15 protein-coding genes and 1 pseudogene are annotated in these 16,793 nt (G+C 37.8%); 11 read left to right on the top strand and 5 right to left on the bottom strand.

Features of this window, described 5'->3' with window-relative positions:
• Positions 1-8 precede the first annotated feature (8 nt).
• Positions 9-935 carry an agmatinase gene (speB, locus tag H4J46_RS03770; protein ID WP_182232209.1) on the top strand — a complete coding sequence of 309 codons (927 nt, stop codon included), beginning with the start codon at positions 9-11 and terminating at the stop codon, positions 933-935.
• A 95-nt stretch (positions 936-1,030) separates the two neighbouring features.
• Here speB and H4J46_RS03765 read toward each other — a convergent pair whose 3' ends face one another.
• From H4J46_RS03765 to H4J46_RS17085, 4 genes are all read right to left on the bottom strand, one after another.
• Positions 1,031-1,291, bottom strand: a complete 261-nt coding sequence (locus H4J46_RS03765) for a Txe/YoeB family addiction module toxin (protein WP_182232208.1) — start codon at positions 1,289-1,291, stop codon at positions 1,031-1,033.
• Complete coding sequence (locus H4J46_RS03760) at positions 1,284-1,538, bottom strand: type II toxin-antitoxin system Phd/YefM family antitoxin (protein ID WP_182232207.1); 255 nt, start codon at positions 1,536-1,538, stop codon at positions 1,284-1,286. Before H4J46_RS03760 ends, H4J46_RS03765 begins: the two co-directional genes overlap by 8 nt.
• Positions 1,539-1,747: 209 nt before the next feature.
• Entirely contained in the window at positions 1,748-2,515 is a 768-nt protein-coding gene (locus H4J46_RS03755) for an EAL domain-containing protein (protein WP_182232206.1), read from the bottom strand.
• A 626-nt stretch (positions 2,516-3,141) separates the two neighbouring features.
• Positions 3,142-3,273, bottom strand: a complete 132-nt coding sequence (locus H4J46_RS17085; RefSeq protein ID WP_259365672.1) for a hypothetical protein — start codon at positions 3,271-3,273, stop codon at positions 3,142-3,144.
• 1,002 nt (positions 3,274-4,275) lie between these two features.
• Here H4J46_RS17085 and H4J46_RS03750 point away from each other — a divergent pair.
• Positions 4,276-4,488, top strand: a complete 213-nt coding sequence (locus H4J46_RS03750; RefSeq protein WP_182232205.1) for a hypothetical protein — start codon at positions 4,276-4,278, stop codon at positions 4,486-4,488.
• Between the two features lie 124 nt (positions 4,489-4,612).
• On the opposite strand, the gene H4J46_RS03745 is transcribed toward H4J46_RS03750, so the two are convergent.
• Positions 4,613-4,795, bottom strand: a complete 183-nt coding sequence (locus tag H4J46_RS03745; protein ID WP_182232204.1) for a hypothetical protein — start codon at positions 4,793-4,795, stop codon at positions 4,613-4,615.
• A gap of 354 nt (positions 4,796-5,149) precedes the next feature.
• On the opposite strand from H4J46_RS03745, the gene nirB (H4J46_RS03740) reads away from it, so the two are divergent.
• The 9 genes and pseudogenes from nirB (H4J46_RS03740) to nirB (H4J46_RS03700) all read left to right on the top strand — a co-directional run.
• Positions 5,150-7,693 carry a nitrite reductase large subunit NirB gene (gene nirB, locus H4J46_RS03740; protein ID WP_182232203.1) on the top strand — a complete coding sequence of 848 codons (2,544 nt, stop codon included), beginning with the start codon at positions 5,150-5,152 and terminating at the stop codon, positions 7,691-7,693.
• A 31-nt stretch (positions 7,694-7,724) separates the two neighbouring features.
• Complete coding sequence (gene nirD / locus H4J46_RS03735; RefSeq protein WP_182232202.1) at positions 7,725-8,060, top strand: nitrite reductase small subunit NirD; 336 nt, start codon at positions 7,725-7,727, stop codon at positions 8,058-8,060.
• A gap of 346 nt (positions 8,061-8,406) precedes the next feature.
• Positions 8,407-9,051 (top strand): ANTAR domain-containing response regulator, encoded by a 645-nt coding sequence (locus H4J46_RS03730; RefSeq protein WP_259365671.1) that lies wholly within the window; start codon positions 8,407-8,409, stop codon positions 9,049-9,051.
• 42 nt (positions 9,052-9,093) lie between these two features.
• Positions 9,094-10,167: a CmpA/NrtA family ABC transporter substrate-binding protein gene (locus tag H4J46_RS03725; protein WP_182232201.1), complete on the top strand. Its 1,074-nt coding sequence runs from the start codon at positions 9,094-9,096 to the stop codon at positions 10,165-10,167.
• Between the two features lie 361 nt (positions 10,168-10,528).
• Complete coding sequence (locus H4J46_RS03720; RefSeq protein WP_404851678.1) at positions 10,529-11,926, top strand: CmpA/NrtA family ABC transporter substrate-binding protein; 1,398 nt, start codon at positions 10,529-10,531, stop codon at positions 11,924-11,926.
• Between the two features lie 122 nt (positions 11,927-12,048).
• The gene (locus H4J46_RS03715) at positions 12,049-13,005 is read left to right on the top strand and encodes an ABC transporter permease (RefSeq protein ID WP_259365693.1); all 957 of its coding nucleotides are present in this window, start codon (positions 12,049-12,051) and stop codon (positions 13,003-13,005) included.
• Between the two features lie 25 nt (positions 13,006-13,030).
• Positions 13,031-13,891 (top strand): ABC transporter ATP-binding protein, encoded by an 861-nt coding sequence (locus tag H4J46_RS03710; protein ID WP_182232199.1) that lies wholly within the window; start codon positions 13,031-13,033, stop codon positions 13,889-13,891.
• Between the two features lie 59 nt (positions 13,892-13,950).
• Positions 13,951-15,132, top strand: a complete 1,182-nt coding sequence (locus tag H4J46_RS03705; protein ID WP_182232198.1) for an alginate export family protein — start codon at positions 13,951-13,953, stop codon at positions 15,130-15,132.
• A gap of 116 nt (positions 15,133-15,248) precedes the next feature.
• A pseudogene (gene nirB / locus H4J46_RS03700) lies at positions 15,249-16,709 on the top strand (nitrite reductase large subunit NirB); the annotation flags it as partial.
• Positions 16,710-16,793 lie beyond the last annotated feature (84 nt).

Genomic DNA, 16,793 nt, shown 5'->3' with positions numbered 1-16,793 from the left:
TCAGTGTAATGAAAAATATTTTCAATCAAGTAGATGAGTCTATTTATTCAAATGCCATGACATTTTTACGCCAGCCTTTAGTGCAAAACCCTGTCGAGTCAGCTGCTGATATTGTTGTTTTAGGCTTACCTTATGACATGGCCTCCACCGGGCGTTCAGGCGCTCGAATGGGCCCTACTGCCATTAGACAAGCTTCAGTTAATTTAGCTTGGGAAGGTAAGAGATTTCCTTGGCCTTTTAGCTTATTAAAACACTGTAACATAGTGGATGCTGGCGACTTGGTTTTCTCTCCTGGAGACTCTGCGCACTTCTGTGCGCAAGTTGAAACCGCTATAGGCCAGTTACTTGACTCGGGTAAAACTGTTTTATCGTTAGGAGGAGATCACTTTGTTACTCTGCCCATACTACGCGCCTATGCGAAAAAATTTGGCATGCTGGCACTGATTCATTTTGATGCTCATACGGATACTTATAACAATGGCAGCTGTTATGATCACGGCACTATGTTTTATCATGCGCCGAAAGAAAAACTCATAGATAAAGCTAAATCTATTCAAGTGGGTATTCGCACTAATTACCAAGAGAAAGACCATGGTTTTTCTGTGATTAATGCTATGCAGGCAAATGATATGAGTGTAGAGGAGATCACAGCATTAATTAAAGCTAGAGTGGGCAATACGCCTGTTTACCTAACCTTTGATATTGACTGCTTAGATCCCGCCTTTGCCCCAGGTACAGGTACACCGGTATGTGGTGGTTTAACTACAGATAAAGTATTAAGAATTTTGCGCGCTTTAGTGGGTATTAACCTGGTTGGTATGGATGTGGTTGAAGTAGCTCCTGCCTATGATAATAGTGAAGTTACCGCATTAGCCGCGGCAACAATAGCTCTAGAGTTAGCTCATATTTGGACGGCTAAACATAAGCTAAAATAATAGACCATTAATAGGCAAATAATGGTTGGCTATAATCACGGAGCGATGGCCTACTGTCGTTTTACGTTTAAGCAACTAATAGCTGCTGGTTATAATTAATAATGGTAGCGGCAGGATATAACGGTAATGTGACTATCATTAGCGGCATATACAAGACGATTTGATTCATCCACACGTCTAGACCAAAAACCTGATAAATTCTCTCTTAACGGTTCAGGTTTTCCGATCCCCTCAAATGGAAAGCGCTTAGTGTCGGTAATTAACTTATTAATTCTTTTAAGCGTTTTTTTATCTTGCCCTTGCCAATACACATAATCAGCCCAAGCATCATCAGTCCAGGCTAACAACCTAGTCATTTAATATTTCTCGCTCAATCACTTGAGCTAATTTAAATTGTTCAATAGAGCGAGTTAGATGAGCTACGTTAGCCGGTGACTTTAATAAATGAACAGTTTCCATTAAGCTGTTGTAATGATCCATAGACATAACAACAGCATCTTCAGAATCTCTACGTGTAATGACAGTATAATCAGCGTCGTTTACGACATGATCAAGTACAGATTTAAGCCTATTTCTTGCTTCAGTAAAAGATACGATTCTCATAGTACCCTCTTTTCTAGTTGTACAGTTAATAAGACAAGTCTAACGACAAACAGTGACTTGTGCAATATTAGGTACAAGTTTAGTTGAAGCAGGTAACAAACCTGTACTAAGTGGCGATAAATTGTTGGTTAAAATTGCGAGCAACGGAGCTGGCCAACTGTAATGTGTCCTGGTTGAACAACTTATATTTGCCTAATTCATACACTAAATTAAAATTTATTAAAATTTACTTTTGGCAGTCTTTCAAAACCAGGTTTGGCAAACAGATAACCTTGCATTAATTCAACACCAAAATTTCGCAAGCAAATAAATTCTTCCTTAGTCTCAATACCCTCAGCTAGTGGAGTAATATTTAAATCACAAAACATATTTAAACAGTTTTTTACTATTGATTGGCGAGCATAATCTGTATCAATATTGCGAATAAGCTCCATATCAAGCTTTACAATATTGGTTTGGAAGTCAGCTAACAACGCCAAGCCCGCGTAACCAGAGCCAAAATCATCAATTGCAGTCTTAAATCCCAATTTATTATAATATTCGACTATGTTTTTAACGAAATTAATATCTTCTATTTTTTCAACTTCTGTAAACTCAAATATTATTCTTTCAACTGGAAAATTGTATTTCTTGGCTGCATCTAATGTCGAACGAATACAACGCTCGGGTTTGTAGATAGCATTTGGAAGAAAGTTAATGCTAAGCATAGATTCAAGTTTTAATTTGGATGCTAAAGCTATTGCCTTAACTCGACAAAGTTGGTCAAATACATAACGATTATCATCGTTTACTTTAGATATTATTGAAAGTCCTGATTCATTATTTAAACCACGAACCAATGCTTCATACCCATAAACTTGATTAGTCTTACAGTTGATAATTGGCTGAAAAGCCATTGTAAAATCGAAGTCAAGACTGCTTTTATTAGAACAATTATCACATGAAAATCTGTCATAAATTATAGGTTTTTCTTTCATTTCTCTATCCTTAATAAATATAACGCTAAGTTAGTCGGCAAATATAACGCCTCATTAAATGGCAAAAAAATGTTGGCTAAAATAAGCGACGAAGGAACAAAACCCAACTGTTTTTTGTCCTTTTAAGCGACTTATAGTTCGACCAAGCGACTTAAATCATTCTTGCCGAATCCTCAGAACTCACAATATTTTGAAGCCATAAACCTAAACCTCTTAGTTTCGTCATATTTTCTTCATCCTTACGAAATTGAACAAAATATTCCCAAAGTAAATTTTTCAGTGATAAAGGCACTTTTTAAGCACAAGTTCAATAGTATTAGGTCCGCGTCCACTTTTTTCTAAATTAAGGGGTGTTGCATGAGCTACAACTGGAGTGTCGTTATACATAATCTGGCTTGAATAATGTCTGACTATTTGATTTGCATGGGCTTCATTCTCAGCTTCTTTAGCGATGCTAATTCCCATTTGAAATGGAAAAATAAATAACAATCTTTTGAAAGTTCGCCAAGTGGTCTCCATGATTAGCCGTCGGCATTTTGGAAGCTAATTAATTGAGGTATTTATATACCGCAGTTTAAGGCAATGCCTTGTTCTCTGTGACAGCCCAAATCTTTATCAAATTGTGCCTATTGATCAGATGTGAATTTTTCGCACTCTAAGCCATAAACAAGAATATGATCAAAAAAGAATGCTATTTTTTGTGCTTCAACAGTATCCAAGATTAAGTCTCTTGGAGCCATGATTGCTCTATTTGGCATAATTGAACCCTCCTTGTAGGCCTAGCTTATTAGACGGATAAAGTCCCACTTTCAACAAAGGTGAATGTCCAACTAATGAATATTCATTTAAATTAACATAAATAACTTAATATTAACATTAACATTAACATTCAACATATTGATTTTACTTTCTAAATATAGCGACGTATAAAAACAGATTAATAAATAATGATTATAAAACCTGAATTTCTCTCGTACAACAAAGAAACTACGTGGACAGTATGTTTCGCCAAGTCATAAACCCAACGCACATAGGTTTGTTGAATTATCAGTGAAAGGTATCTAACTTGCCTACAAAAAGGGTTCAGTAGTAAATTAAATGTGGCTGGTATGCGCACAAATTTAGCATTATAAATTTTATGATGAACGGCAGCTTTAGTAGCTTTCCTGCTGTCAGTCTTGATAAAAACCTATAAAGCCAAAGTGAGGGTAAGAGTGAGAGTTCAAGCTTGAGCTAATACATTTCATCAGTAGCTAAGGTTTCAACACTGCCTGAAGCAACTTTATTTTTATTATGCTGATATATTTACCAATGGTTTGACTCTATAACAACGATAAGAAAATATTGTTTTGCCATTTAATACACCGATATGCCAATCAAACTCTTTCTACAAATATTATTGTGTAATCAGTAACAATGAACAGGTAAATATCATTAGTACTTATTACCACATATCAATGAGATAGAAAAAAAGCCCCTCATTGGGTGATGGGCAGTGCTTTTATCTAGATCATCCTTATGAAAAGTTTCAAAATCATAATAATTGCCAATATATGCCGATTCGATTTGATGACTTGGAATGAATGCCAGTATTTGTTGCAAGCAATAATTATAAAAAGAATATAAATCAATAAGTAATAAAAATAATATGGGTTAACAAAATTATGTAATCAGACTGACAAAAATATTTAACTATCAATTGTTAATAAAAATAGCGAATATTCCAACAATAGTATTTGTTAACAACAAAAGAGAACATCATGAATAATTACTCAACTTCACCATCGAGTAATAAAAACACATTGAATAATGAATTAACTGAATTTGATTTATCTCATCAAAGTCAATTTGCTAATTCAAAACACTTTAGAGACAGAACAAATGCATCTGGCCATCAGAAGCAAGCAAGTAAAAAAGTGCATAAAAAGTGTCGTGATGTTTTCGATGATGATGACTATGAAATTGAAGAGTGAAGTTGCAGAGTAAACTTGCAGCGATAATATCAAGATAAAAAAGTGCCTCGATAGGGTATTTCATCATCTGACATTGGTTAATGACCGTATATCTTCTTGTTAAGATAGGTGAAGCCCACTTGATTTAGGCGTTAAAATAGCCATTTATTTCATTTTCAATTTTGATGGTTTGGCTCAACTCATCTGTATCTATCGTTAGTCTTCCTCTGTTCTGCACCCAAAGCGTGATATAAATCTGTACAGCTAGGTGCAAATAAGCCCCCTTTTTAATGACTCTGATTAGGGCACTAATTTTACCTAAGGTCATTCAATTTTCTTCATAGGATTGTGGTCAAACAGCTAAAATTTTCCTAAAGTGTAAACCGTCTCTTTCAGCATAGTATTATATAAGTGTGTTATCTAAGCCTGTGCTATTTTCAGTGATCTGCACTCGTAGACAGTCACTTATCTTGTACGCCAACTTGCTGCACATCATAATCGCGCACACCATTGGTGCGCTAATCTCTTCACCATAGTGCAAAAATGCTACTTCGAGCCAAGACTTAAACCCTATCTATCTGAATTTATTAATATAAATCAACTGGTTCATTTATTGCAAATAAAAAATTATTGTCTAGTTCCGTTAGTACAGCGGTAATTTAAAAAAGTAGGATTGTAATAAATGAACACACAAGCTCAAAAAATCGTTGTCGTTGGCAATGGCATGGTTGGCCATCACTTTGTTGATGAAATGGCAAAACATGCAGGCTATGAAATTACAGTATTATCAGCTGAAGACCGTTTAGCTTATGACCGTGTTCACTTATCAGAATATTTTTCTGGAAAAACGGCTGATGATTTAGCAATGACAACGCCAGCATACTACAACGAAATAGGTGTTAAATTTTTCACTAACGCAAAAGTCACTCACATTGATAAAGCAAAGAAAGTGGTTACCACTGAAGCAGGAAAAACATACGCTTACGACAAGTTAGTCATGGCAACAGGCTCATACCCTTTTGTTCCCCCTATTCCGGGTAAAGAACGTGACCATTGTCTGGTTTACCGTACTATTCAAGATTTAGAAGACATTCAAGCGTCAGCCAAAACTGGTAAAGTTGGGGTTGTGGTCGGTGGTGGTTTACTTGGTTTAGAGGCTGCTAACGCACTTAAAGAGTTAGGCTTAGAAACACACGTGGTTGAGTTTGCGCCACAATTGATGGGTGTGCAATTAGACAAAGACGGCGGCGCTTTACTGCGTTCAATGATCGAAGGCATTGGCGTACAAGTACATACCCAAAAAGCTACCAGCGAAATTGTTGACGGCGAAGAATGCGTTCACCGAATGAATTTTGCTGACGGGTCGCATTTAGAAACTGACGTTATCTTATTCTCAGCAGGTATTCGCCCCTATGATAACTTAGCCCGTGAATTTGATTTAGCGCTTGGTGAACGTGGCGGTATTGTGATTGATAACTATTGTAAAAGCTCTGACGAAAGCATTTACGCTATTGGCGAGTGTGCTTTATGGAATAACTTTATCTTCGGCTTAGTCGCGCCAGGTTACACTATGGCTAAGGTGACTGCCGATAATATTATTGGCGGTGAGCAACAATTTACTGGTGCTGACATGAGCACTAAATTGAAGTTAATGGGCATAGACGTAGGGTCAATTGGCGATGCGCATGCGCGTACTCAAGGTTGTAAAAGCTATGTTTATTCAAACCAACCCGATCAAATTTATAAAAAAATAGTCGTCAGTGCCAATGGTAAAGAATTATTAGGTGCGGTGTTAGTCGGTGATACCAGCGAATATGATGCATTATTGCAATACGCCCTCAATGGCATTGAGTTACCTGAAAACCCCGACGGTTTAATTTTACCCAGCTCAGGCGAAAAACCCACCTTAGGCGTTGATGCCCTACCCAATACAGCAACCATATGTTCATGTTTGAATGTCACTAAAGGTGACATTATTGCCGCTCTTGATTGTGGTGCAATTGATGTCGGTGAAGTTAAGTCTTCAACAAAAGCCGGCAGCGGTTGTGGCGGTTGTGCGGCATTATTGAAAAAAGTAACAGATCACGAACTAGCAAAACGCGGTGTTGAAATTAGCACTGACCTTTGTGAACACTTTGCTTACAGCCGGGTTGAGTTATTTCACATTGTGCAAGCACAACAAATTAAAACCTTTGATCTGTTAATAGAAAAACATGGTTCAGGTTTAGGCTGTGAAATTTGTAAGCCGGCAACCGCGTCTATTCTCGCTTCGGTGTGGAACGATTACATATTAAAACCCGACCATGTATCACTACAAGACACCAACGATGTCTTTTTAGGTAATATGCAAAAAGATGGTACTTATTCTGTCGTTCCCCGTATGCCCGGCGGTGAAGTAACCCCAGATAAGTTAATTGTTATTGGTGAAGTCGCTAAAGAATATAACCTATATACCAAAGTAACTGGCGGTCAACGTATCGATTTATTCGGCGCACGTGTTGACCAATTACCGGCGATATGGAAACGCTTAATTGATGCGGGTATGGAAACAGGTCACGCCTACGGTAAATCGTTACGAACAGTTAAATCTTGTGTCGGCAGTACTTGGTGTCGTTATGGCCAACAAGACAGCATGGCAATGGCCATTTTCTTAGAAGATCGCTATAAAGGTTTACGTTCTCCTCATAAAATTAAGTTTGCTGTCTCTGGCTGTACACGCGAGTGTGCAGAAGCGCAAAGTAAAGACATTGGTATTATCGCCACTGAAAACGGCTGGAACTTATACGTCAGCGGTAATGGCGGCATGAAGCCTCGCCATGGCGACTTATTCGCTATTGATTTAGATGATCAAACCTTAGTGAAATATATTGATCGATACTTAATGTTTTATGTCCGTACCGCGGATCGTTTAACCCGTACTTCTGTCTGGTTAGAAAACCTAGAAGGCGGTTTAGCCTACATGGAAAAAATAGTTAAAGACGATCACTTAGGAATTAATGCTGAATTAGAAAACCAAATGCAAAATGTCGTTGATACCTATCAATGTGAGTGGAAAACAACGATTGAAAGTGAAGACCAATTAAAACGTTTCCGTCAGTTTGTTAACTCTGACACCGTCGATAACAACATAGAATTCGTTACTGAGCGTGATCAAATCCGCCCAGCTCAGGGTGAAGAGAAAAAATATGGCGTTCAAATTCAAGCCGTTGATTTAACATCTGCATAAACAAGCTTTACGAATAAAGAAGGAGAAATAAATGACAATAGAAAATAGCTGGCAAACCATCTGCCCCACCACTGATTTAATTAAAAATTCAGGTGTTTGTGCCTTGTTAGCAAACGAAGAGCAAGTGGCTTTATTTCAAATAGGTAACGACAAAATTTATGCTGTTTCTAACTTTGACCCTTTTGGTAAAGCCAACGTTTTATATCGCGGTTTAATTGGTGAAACTAAGGGCGAGGTTTACGTTGCATCACCTTTATTAAAACAACGTTTTTATTTAAATTCCGGTGCATGTTTAGATGATGATGCGTTTGCCATTAAAACTTATCAAACACGTGTTACTGACGGTAAATTAGAAATATTTGGTTAAGTATTTAACCCTTTATGTTCATAAAAATCTTAGCTAAGGTAACTATGCTGGGATTTTATTTTTACAATTTATCTATCGTTAAATTTAAGCATAATATGTCTAACTTAGCACGTGCCACGAAATAGTCTGCATACGTGAAGGTTAATTATCCCTATTCTAGAGACTAAGGTGTTTAAAATAATTCAATCCTGACACATGTTATTTTGGTGCATCTCTGCATCAAAAACTGATAAAACAAGTGTAAAAAACCAAACAAAAAAAACTAAACACTTGATGTTAATATAATTAAATTACTGGTATGAATTCTGCTTTACTATTGTGAATATACTTAATTATTGATTTTAATTTGAATAAATTGAAAAATAACACCTTGTCTTTACCTAATAAAAATACGATACCTCAAGATAGTACTTCAGGGTTAAAAGTATTGCTTGCCGAAATAAACCATGCAAAAGCAAAGGTATTAATGAACGTATTGATCAATGAGCAATATGATATCTATCATGTTGCCCATTCTGGCGTACCTTTATTAAGAGATGTTAAACAGCTAAACCCAGACGTTATCATTATTGATATAGAATCTCCAAACAGAGATATGCTTGAAAATCTTAATAAAATTTCTCAATTCGCCCCAAAACCTATCGTAGTTTTTTCAGAACAACAATGTGCCAATACTACAATTAATCAGATGGTAAGGTCGGGGGTTAGTGCTTATGTTGTCGGGGAAGTTAACCAAAAAAGAGTGAAATCAATTATTGATATTGCTATTGCTAGATTTGATCTTTTTCAGACACTAAAACAAGAACTTGCTGAGACTAAACAAAAACTGTCTAGTCAGAAAAGCATCGATAAAGCTAAACGTTGGTTAATGGAAACAAAACAGCTTTCTGAAATAGACGCTTATCACTTCATTCGAAAAGTAGCGATGGATAATAGCCAGAAAATGGATGATGTTGCCAAAAACATCCTTTCTGTTGCTAGCATTTTTTAGATAATTAAAAAGCGTTTTAAAGAATAGTAGAGAATATCAATCATGTTTAATATTGAAAAAAAAAATATAACCCTTGGCTATATGCCGTTAACAGATAGTGCACCCTTTGTCATTGCTTATGAAATGGGATTTTTTGAAAAATGGGGACTCAACGTTAACCTAACCAAACAAAACTCTTGGGCTACATTAAGAGATAAATTGCATACAGGAGTTATTGACGCCGCCCAAATGTTAGCCCCTATGCCCATTGCCAGTAACTTAGGGTTACACGGACAAAAATCAACCGTGATTGCCCCAATGATATTGAGCCGTAATGGTAATGGCATCACGTTATCGACTAAACTCTATCAAAAAATATTATCACAACATGATACGAATAAAATTAGTATGCCGTTTTCGGCCAACATACTTAGCCATGAAATAGATGAACGAAAAAAAGAAGGTAAAAAATTAACCTTCGCTGTCGTTTTTCCTTATAGCTGTCACCACTATCAACTTATTGAGTGGCTAAAAAATAGTGGTATCAGCCCATCAGATATTAATTTATTAATTGTACCTCCTTCAGACATGGTGCCATCTATGCATTCAGGCGATCTTGATGGCTTTTGTGTCGGTAGCCCTTGGAATGCTAAAGCAGTTCGAGAAGGTGTTGGCATCACAGGTGTTACTTCTTCTGACTTATGGCAAGACACACCTGAAAAGGTGCTTGGGTTAATGTCTGATTGGCAAGTTAAGCACCCAGAAACAACATTCGCCTTAGTATCTGCTTTATATGAAGCATGCCAATGGCTTGAAAGTATTCCCAATCGCTTTGAAGCGGCGAGATTCTTGAGTCATACAAAGTATTTAAACACACATATCGACGTAATTGCGCCCTCATTAATGGGCAGTTGCCTAACCCTTAACAATGCATCACCACGTAAAGTAAAAAGCTATCAACAATTTGCGACCTTAGGTGATCCGACATTTAATAGGCCAGCACATCATTATGGTGAAAAAATCACCAAATTAATGCAAGCGTATGGGCACATCAACACACAACAAATGACGGATGTAGACATTGCTTCGATCTATAGGGAAGATATTTATCAAGCTGTAATATATAAGGATAAGTAGAGCCTTCACTAAAATGGAGTATCTGATTAAAGCGCTATAGAGACACCAAAATAGTGCAAACACTTCTCAATTTTTGATTAAATCGAGCAAATCATTTAATTAAAAACACACATTAAAAGTTAAGCCACTGATTTTAATTGTAATTAATAGATGGCATCAATTGTGCTTTACAGTTAGTAGCGTTTTCATGTTAATGCAATCAACAGCGGTTGTTTTAACCATAAAGTGAGAATTGACTAAAAACTTATTTCGTTAAAACTAATCGCACTGCAACGACGTGGTCATTGTTAGTTTGGCATTGAAGCCCACAGTACTCGGTGTGTATCCGAAGTACTGTGGGCTTTTTTATTTGGAGAAAAGTATTTTGAAAACAACTTTAAAAAATGAATGTAAAAAATTATGCCGTACTGTTATTGCAGGACTCTGTATTTCTGGCTCCCTACTGACTTCGTCTTTACAAGCAGCAGAGCTAGGCTACCCAGAAAAAGAAGAACTTAAATTTGGCTTTATTAAATTAACTGATATGGCCCCTATAGCAATTGCTTATGAAAAAGGCTTTTTTGAAGACGAAGGCTTATACGTCACGATTGAATCACAAGCTAACTGGAAAGTATTGCTTGATGGCGTTATAGATGGTCGATTAGATGGTGCTCACATGCTTGCTGGCCAACCCATTGCAGCAACTATTGGTTACGGGACTAAAGCTGAAATTATCACGCCTTTTTCAATGGACTTAAATGGCAATGCGATTACTGTTTCTAATGAAATTTGGAAGCAAATGAAGGTCAATATTCCTAAGCAAGCCGATGGAAGACCTGTTCACCCGATTAAAGCTGATGCCTTAAAGCCTGTGGTAGAAAAGTATCTTGATGAAGGTAAACCTTTCAACATGGGTATGGTGTTTCCAGTGTCGACACATAACTACGAGTTACGTTATTGGTTAGCGGCTGGTGATATTCACCCAGGATTCTACGCCCCACATAAAGGTGATACATCAGGAAAAATAGACGCACAAGTGCTGTTGTCAGTAACGCCTCCGCCACAAATGCCAGCCACAATGGAAGCTGGCACTATTTATGGTTATTGTGTAGGTGAACCTTGGAACCAACAAGCGGTATTTAAAGGTATTGGTGTACCAGTTGTTACCGATTATGAAATTTGGAAGAACAACCCAGAAAAAGTATTTGGTATTACTAAAGCCTTTGCTGAGAAATACCCAAATACCACTATTCGTTTAACACGCGCACTAATTCGTGCAGCTAAATGGTTAGACGACAACAATAATGCTAACCGTCCAGAAGCAGTGAAAATTTTATCTCAATCGAACTATGTTGGAGCAGATTACGACGTTATCGCAAATAGTATGACAGGGACTTTCGAGTACGAAAAAGGCGATGTGCGTTCAGTACCTGACTTCAATGTATTTTTTCGTTACAACGCCACTTATCCATACTACTCAGATGCTATTTGGTATTTAACACAAATGCGTCGTTGGGGACAAATTAGCGATGACATGCCTGATAGTTGGTACAAAGCTATTGCTGCAAAAGTTTATCGCCCTGATATTTACATGGCTGCTGCGCAATCATTAGTTGATGACAAAATATTATCTAAAAGCGACTTTTCAGACTTAGTTGGTGAAGACGGTTTCCGTGCTCCTCAAAAACACTTTATTGACAACATTGTTTATGACGGTACTGAGCCAAACGCCTATATCAACAAGTTTAAAATTGGCCTAAAAGCCGGTGAAAAACTTTAGAACCTTGTCGTATTTTAGCCCGTACTTTCGCAAGTAGTAATACGCTGCCTATTGATAGGTAGCGTATCAAGGAGAAAAGAATGACTGCTGTAATTAGTAAAAAAGCATTAGGTATTGCGCCAATGAGTAATAACAAAATGATCATGTCCTTTATTTCAGAAAAGGTACAAGCGTTAATATTACCTATGGCCGGTATCTTCTGTTTTATGCTGCTATGGTCGTTAACGGCTAGTAGCATTGATACTTCACTTGGTAAGTTCCCAGGACCCCATGCAGTAGCTACTCAAGTGGTTAATTTAATTGATGAACATAATGCCGAACGCGACAAAGCAGACGTTTTTTATATTCGCCAAGACGAACGAAATAAAGTGCGCATGGCAAAAGATCCAAGTTATCAACCTAAAGTACGAATTTATACCGGTAAAGAAACATTTTTAGACCAGATATTGACCAGTTTAGTGACGGTAATAAGTGGCTTCTTAGTGGCTGCTGTTATTGCTATTCCATTAGGTATTGCCATTGGTTTAAGTAAAACTTTAAACACGGCAATTAACCCCATAATACAGATTTTCAAACCCGTATCTCCTTTGGCTTGGTTACCCATAGTAACCATGGTCGTCAGTGCACTTTATGTATCTCCTGATCCTATGTTTGCTAAATCATTTATCACTTCATTAATCACGGTCACCTTATGTAGCCTTTGGCCCATGGTTATCAACACCTCTTTTGGTGTGGTTTCAATGAATCAAGACTGGGTGAATGTTAGTAAAGTATTAAGCCTGCCTAAACACGTACATATTCAAAAGATTGTTCTACCCGCCTCAATTCCTGCGATTTTTACTGGCATGAGAATGTCATTAGGCATTGCTTGGATGGTACTTATTGCGGCTGAAATGCTGTCACAAAGTCCAGGATTAGGGAAATTCGTTTGGGATGAATTCCAAAACGGTAGCTCGCAATCACTTAGTCGCATTATGACAGCAGTGTTAACTATTGGTCTTATTGGCTACCTGCTTGACAGAACCATGCTGCAACTTCAAAGAATATTGTCTTGGGACAAATCAAGCGCACAACTTTAGCCAAATATAGGATTAAGGAAATCACATGAGTATTATTTTAGACATTAGCAAAGTAGATATGGTATTTCCAACCCCTAAAGGCGACTTTACCGCGTTAAAAGGTGTTGACTTACAAATTAAAAAAGGCGAATTCATTTCACTTATCGGCCATTCAGGTTGTGGTAAGTCAACCGTATTAAATATTGTTGCTTGCTTGCACAGAGCAACATTGGGCGGCGTATTATTAAATAACAAAGAAGTAACAGAGCCAGGTCCTGAACGTGCGGTTGTTTTTCAAAACCATTCATTATTACCTTGGTTAACCGCCTATCAAAATATTGAGTTAGCAGTAAAGCAAGTCTTTAAAAATAAGATGTCTCCAGCCGAAATGAAAGAATGGATCGAGCATAACTTACGTTTAGTTCATATGGATCATGCAAAAGACAAGCGTCCTGATGAAATTTCAGGTGGCATGAAACAACGTATTGGTATTGCCAGAGCCTTAGCAATGAAACCCGAAGTACTTTTAATGGATGAACCCTTTGGTGCACTCGACGCTTTAACGCGAGCTCATATGCAAGATTCATTAATGGAAATTCAGCAAAAGCTGAACAACACCGTAATAATGATCACCCATGACGTAGATGAAGCTGTTTTATTGTCAGATCGCATTGTCATGATGACCAATGGGCCAGCCGCAACAATAGGCGAAATATTAGACGTCAACTTACCTCATCCAAGAAACCGTTTAGCACTAGCAGAAGATGTTGAATATAACCGTTTGCGCTCAGCTGTTTTAACTTTTTTGTATGAAAAACAAAGAAAAGTTGAAGTGATTCCGACAGCTGAATCAACCAAAACAACTGAAAAAGCTGGAATAAAACAAAACACGTCCAGTGTTGCTTAATACATTTGGCTAAATTAAAAAATTATAAAAATTATTTAAAAAACTTTAAGGGATAAACCATGCAAACCGTTCATAAACTCTCAAAAATTACTGCACTGATTTTGTTAGCCAGTGCAAGTACTTCAGCAACCGCAAATAGCGAGACTAAAGCTAAAGCCAGTATAGATTTAAACCTGCGATATGAAGCAGTTGAACAAAACAATGCAAAAAAAGATGCCTCAGCGTTAACGCTAAGAACCCGTCTAAATTACACCAGTGCAAGTTATAACGGTTTTTCAGCGGCTTTAGAAGTAGAAGACTCTCGCCAATTAGGTGTCGACGACTATAACGATACTGTGGGTAATAATACGGAATATTCTGTTATTGCCGATCCAGAAACGACTGAAGTAGACCAAGCTTATGTGCAATACAAAAAAGATGGACTCACCGCAAAAGTAGGTCGCCAAGTACTGACCTTAGATAATCATCGTTATGTTGGCCATGTGGGATGGCGTCAAGATCGACAAACATTTGATGCAGCGACCCTAACTTATGCAGCCTTAGACAATCTAAAAATGAGCTATAGCTACATTAATAAACGTAATCGTATTTTTTCAAATGAAAAAGATTTTGATGCAAAAGATCATTTACTTAACCTCGCCTACAAAACGAGTTATGGCAAACTAACCGCTTACAGCTATCTCTTAGAAGTTGATGAAGGAACAGCGAATAGCTTAGATACTTTCGGGGTGAGTTTTAACGGTAAAAAAGACAAGTTTTCATATTCAGCAGAATTTGCTACTCAAGATTCAGAAAGCGGTGCCACTGACTATTCTGCAAGTTATATGGCTATTCAAGCTGGATATAGTTTTGATGCTATAACCCTTAAATTAGGCGCAGAAGTTTTGGGCAGTGATGATTCAATGTTTGGATTTTCAACACCACTCGCAACATTGCATAAATTCAATGGTTGGGCAGATCAGTTTTTAGGCACACCAAAAGAAGGCTTGGTTGATCTTTATGCCTCTGTGTCAGGTAAAGCATTCGGCGGCGGTTGGACAGTCACAATTCATGATTATTCTGCTGATGAAGCTACCGATGCGGTTGATGATTTAGGTAGCGAAATTAATGCCGTTTACGTGAAAAAATTCGCTAAGAATTATAAAGCAGGCTTAAAGTATGCGGCTTACTCAGCAGGCGATGCTACTGCAGGTAAAGTTGATACGGATAAAATCTGGCTTTGGGTAAGTGCAAAATTTTAGCTCACCAAACACACTTATAATGATAACGCTCAACAGGTTTGTTAAGCGTTATTAAAAATTGTAAACCCATATCACTATTGCAGCAGGTAAATAAAATCAGCTCAAATAACCAACAAATCATAGAGAAACGAAAAGTGGTCGTGGTCGGTAACGGCATGGTGGGTCACCATTTTGTTGAGCAACTGGCTCAATTGAACACAGCTGATCAAGCCATTGAGATAACCGTTTTGTCAGCAGAGCCTCGCCTTGCTTATGACCGTGTTCACCTTTCAGAATACTTTAGCGGTAAAACAGCTGCAGATCTGGCCATGGCTAACGAAAAAACCTACCAAGATTGGGCGGTAAATTTTCAAACTAATGCCAAAGTTGTTGATATCGATCGCAGCAATAAAAATGTTGTCACGCAAAACGGCCAAGTTATCGCTTATGACAAACTAATTTTAGCCACTGGCTCTTATCCTTTTGTACCTCCTATTCCAGGAAAAGACCGCGAACATTGTTTGGTTTATCGCACCATAGATGACTTAGACGATATACAAGCTAGCGCCAATGTCAGTAAAGTAGGGGTGGTTATCGGTGGTGGTTTACTTGGTCTTGAAGCTGCAAATGCCCTAAGCCACTTAGGTTTAAAAACCCATGTGGTTGAGTTTGGGCCACAATTAATGGGCGTTCAAATTGATGCCAGTGGTGGTCGATTATTAAAAGAAAAAATTGAAGCTTTGGGTGTCGAAGTACATACATCAAAAGCCACCAGCGTGATTGAAGACGGCGAACACTGTCGTTATAAACTGTGTTTTAGTGATGACACCGTACTAGAAACCGACCTGATATTATTCTCCGCAGGTATTCGCCCTTATGACAACCTAGCCAAATCATTCGCTCTTAAGATGGGTGAACGAGGCGGTATAGTGATTAATAACCAATGCCAAACCTCAGATGAAAATATCTATGCCATTGGCGAATGTGCCCTCTGGAACAACTTTATTTTTGGTTTAGTGGCCCCGGGTTACCAGATGGCTAAAGTGGCCGCAAAACATATTATGGGTGAACAAGCCTTGTTTACCGGTGCCGATATGAGTACTAAATTAAAGCTTATGGGTGTTGAAGTAGGCTCAATAGGTGATGCACACGCAAAAACACCGGGGTCAATAACCTATACCTATCAAAATCAACCTGCAGGCGTATACAAGAAAATGGTGCTGTCGAGTGACAAAAGAAAAATGCTTGGCGCGGTATTAATTGGTGATACCAGTGAATACGACTCGTTATTACAATACCTGCTTAATGCCATAGATTTACCTGCATCACCCGAAGCACTGATACTGCCTTCATCAGGAGAAAAACCAACATTAGATGTTACTGCATTACCTGATACCGCCATTATTTGTTCATGTCATCAGGTTACAAAAGGCAATATTATCAGCTCAATCGCTCAAGGGGCTCGTACCCTAGAGGATATTAAAATCTGTACAAAAGCCAGTAGCGGGTGCGGGGGTTGTAGCACTTTATTGAAAAGTCTGGCTGAGGCTGAATTTGAAAGTCGTGCGGTGGCAGTTAAAAAAAATATTGGTCAGTATGTTACCTAATAAAATCTAAAAATAAATAAACAAATTAACAAAATATCCGCTATCAAGCGGGCTTTACATCATTCTCTGTTTTAA

It is taken from the genome of Colwellia sp. MB02u-6 (assembly GCF_014077095.1).
In the GTDB taxonomy this organism is placed as follows: domain Bacteria; phylum Pseudomonadota; class Gammaproteobacteria; order Enterobacterales; family Alteromonadaceae; genus Cognaticolwellia.
The sequence above is the reverse complement of the archived record's forward strand: the minus strand, read 5'-3'. Positions and strand labels throughout refer to the sequence as shown.

Excerpts from the sequence above, each read along its gene's own strand:
- H4J46_RS03750 (WP_182232205.1), top strand. The coding sequence starts at position 4,276 with ATGAATAATTACTCAACTTCACCATCGAGTAATAAAAACACATTGAAT.
- H4J46_RS03710 (WP_182232199.1), top strand. The coding sequence starts at position 13,031 with ATGAGTATTATTTTAGACATTAGCAAAGTAGATATGGTATTTCCAACC.
- H4J46_RS03755 (WP_182232206.1), bottom strand. The coding sequence starts at position 2,515 with ATGAAAGAAAAACCTATAATTTATGACAGATTTTCATGTGATAATTGT.
- H4J46_RS17085 (WP_259365672.1), bottom strand. The coding sequence starts at position 3,273 with ATGCCAAATAGAGCAATCATGGCTCCAAGAGACTTAATCTTGGATACT.
- H4J46_RS03705 (WP_182232198.1), top strand. The coding sequence starts at position 13,951 with ATGCAAACCGTTCATAAACTCTCAAAAATTACTGCACTGATTTTGTTA.
- speB (WP_182232209.1), top strand. The coding sequence starts at position 9 with ATGAAAAATATTTTCAATCAAGTAGATGAGTCTATTTATTCAAATGCC.
- nirD (WP_182232202.1), top strand. The coding sequence starts at position 7,725 with ATGACAATAGAAAATAGCTGGCAAACCATCTGCCCCACCACTGATTTA.
- H4J46_RS03725 (WP_182232201.1), top strand. The coding sequence starts at position 9,094 with ATGTTTAATATTGAAAAAAAAAATATAACCCTTGGCTATATGCCGTTA.
- H4J46_RS03715 (WP_259365693.1), top strand. The coding sequence starts at position 12,049 with ATGAGTAATAACAAAATGATCATGTCCTTTATTTCAGAAAAGGTACAA.
- H4J46_RS03745 (WP_182232204.1), bottom strand. The coding sequence starts at position 4,795 with ATGACCTTAGGTAAAATTAGTGCCCTAATCAGAGTCATTAAAAAGGGG.
- H4J46_RS03760 (WP_182232207.1), bottom strand. The coding sequence starts at position 1,538 with ATGAGAATCGTATCTTTTACTGAAGCAAGAAATAGGCTTAAATCTGTA.
- H4J46_RS03765 (WP_182232208.1), bottom strand. The coding sequence starts at position 1,291 with ATGACTAGGTTGTTAGCCTGGACTGATGATGCTTGGGCTGATTATGTG.
- nirB (WP_182232203.1), top strand. The coding sequence starts at position 5,150 with ATGAACACACAAGCTCAAAAAATCGTTGTCGTTGGCAATGGCATGGTT.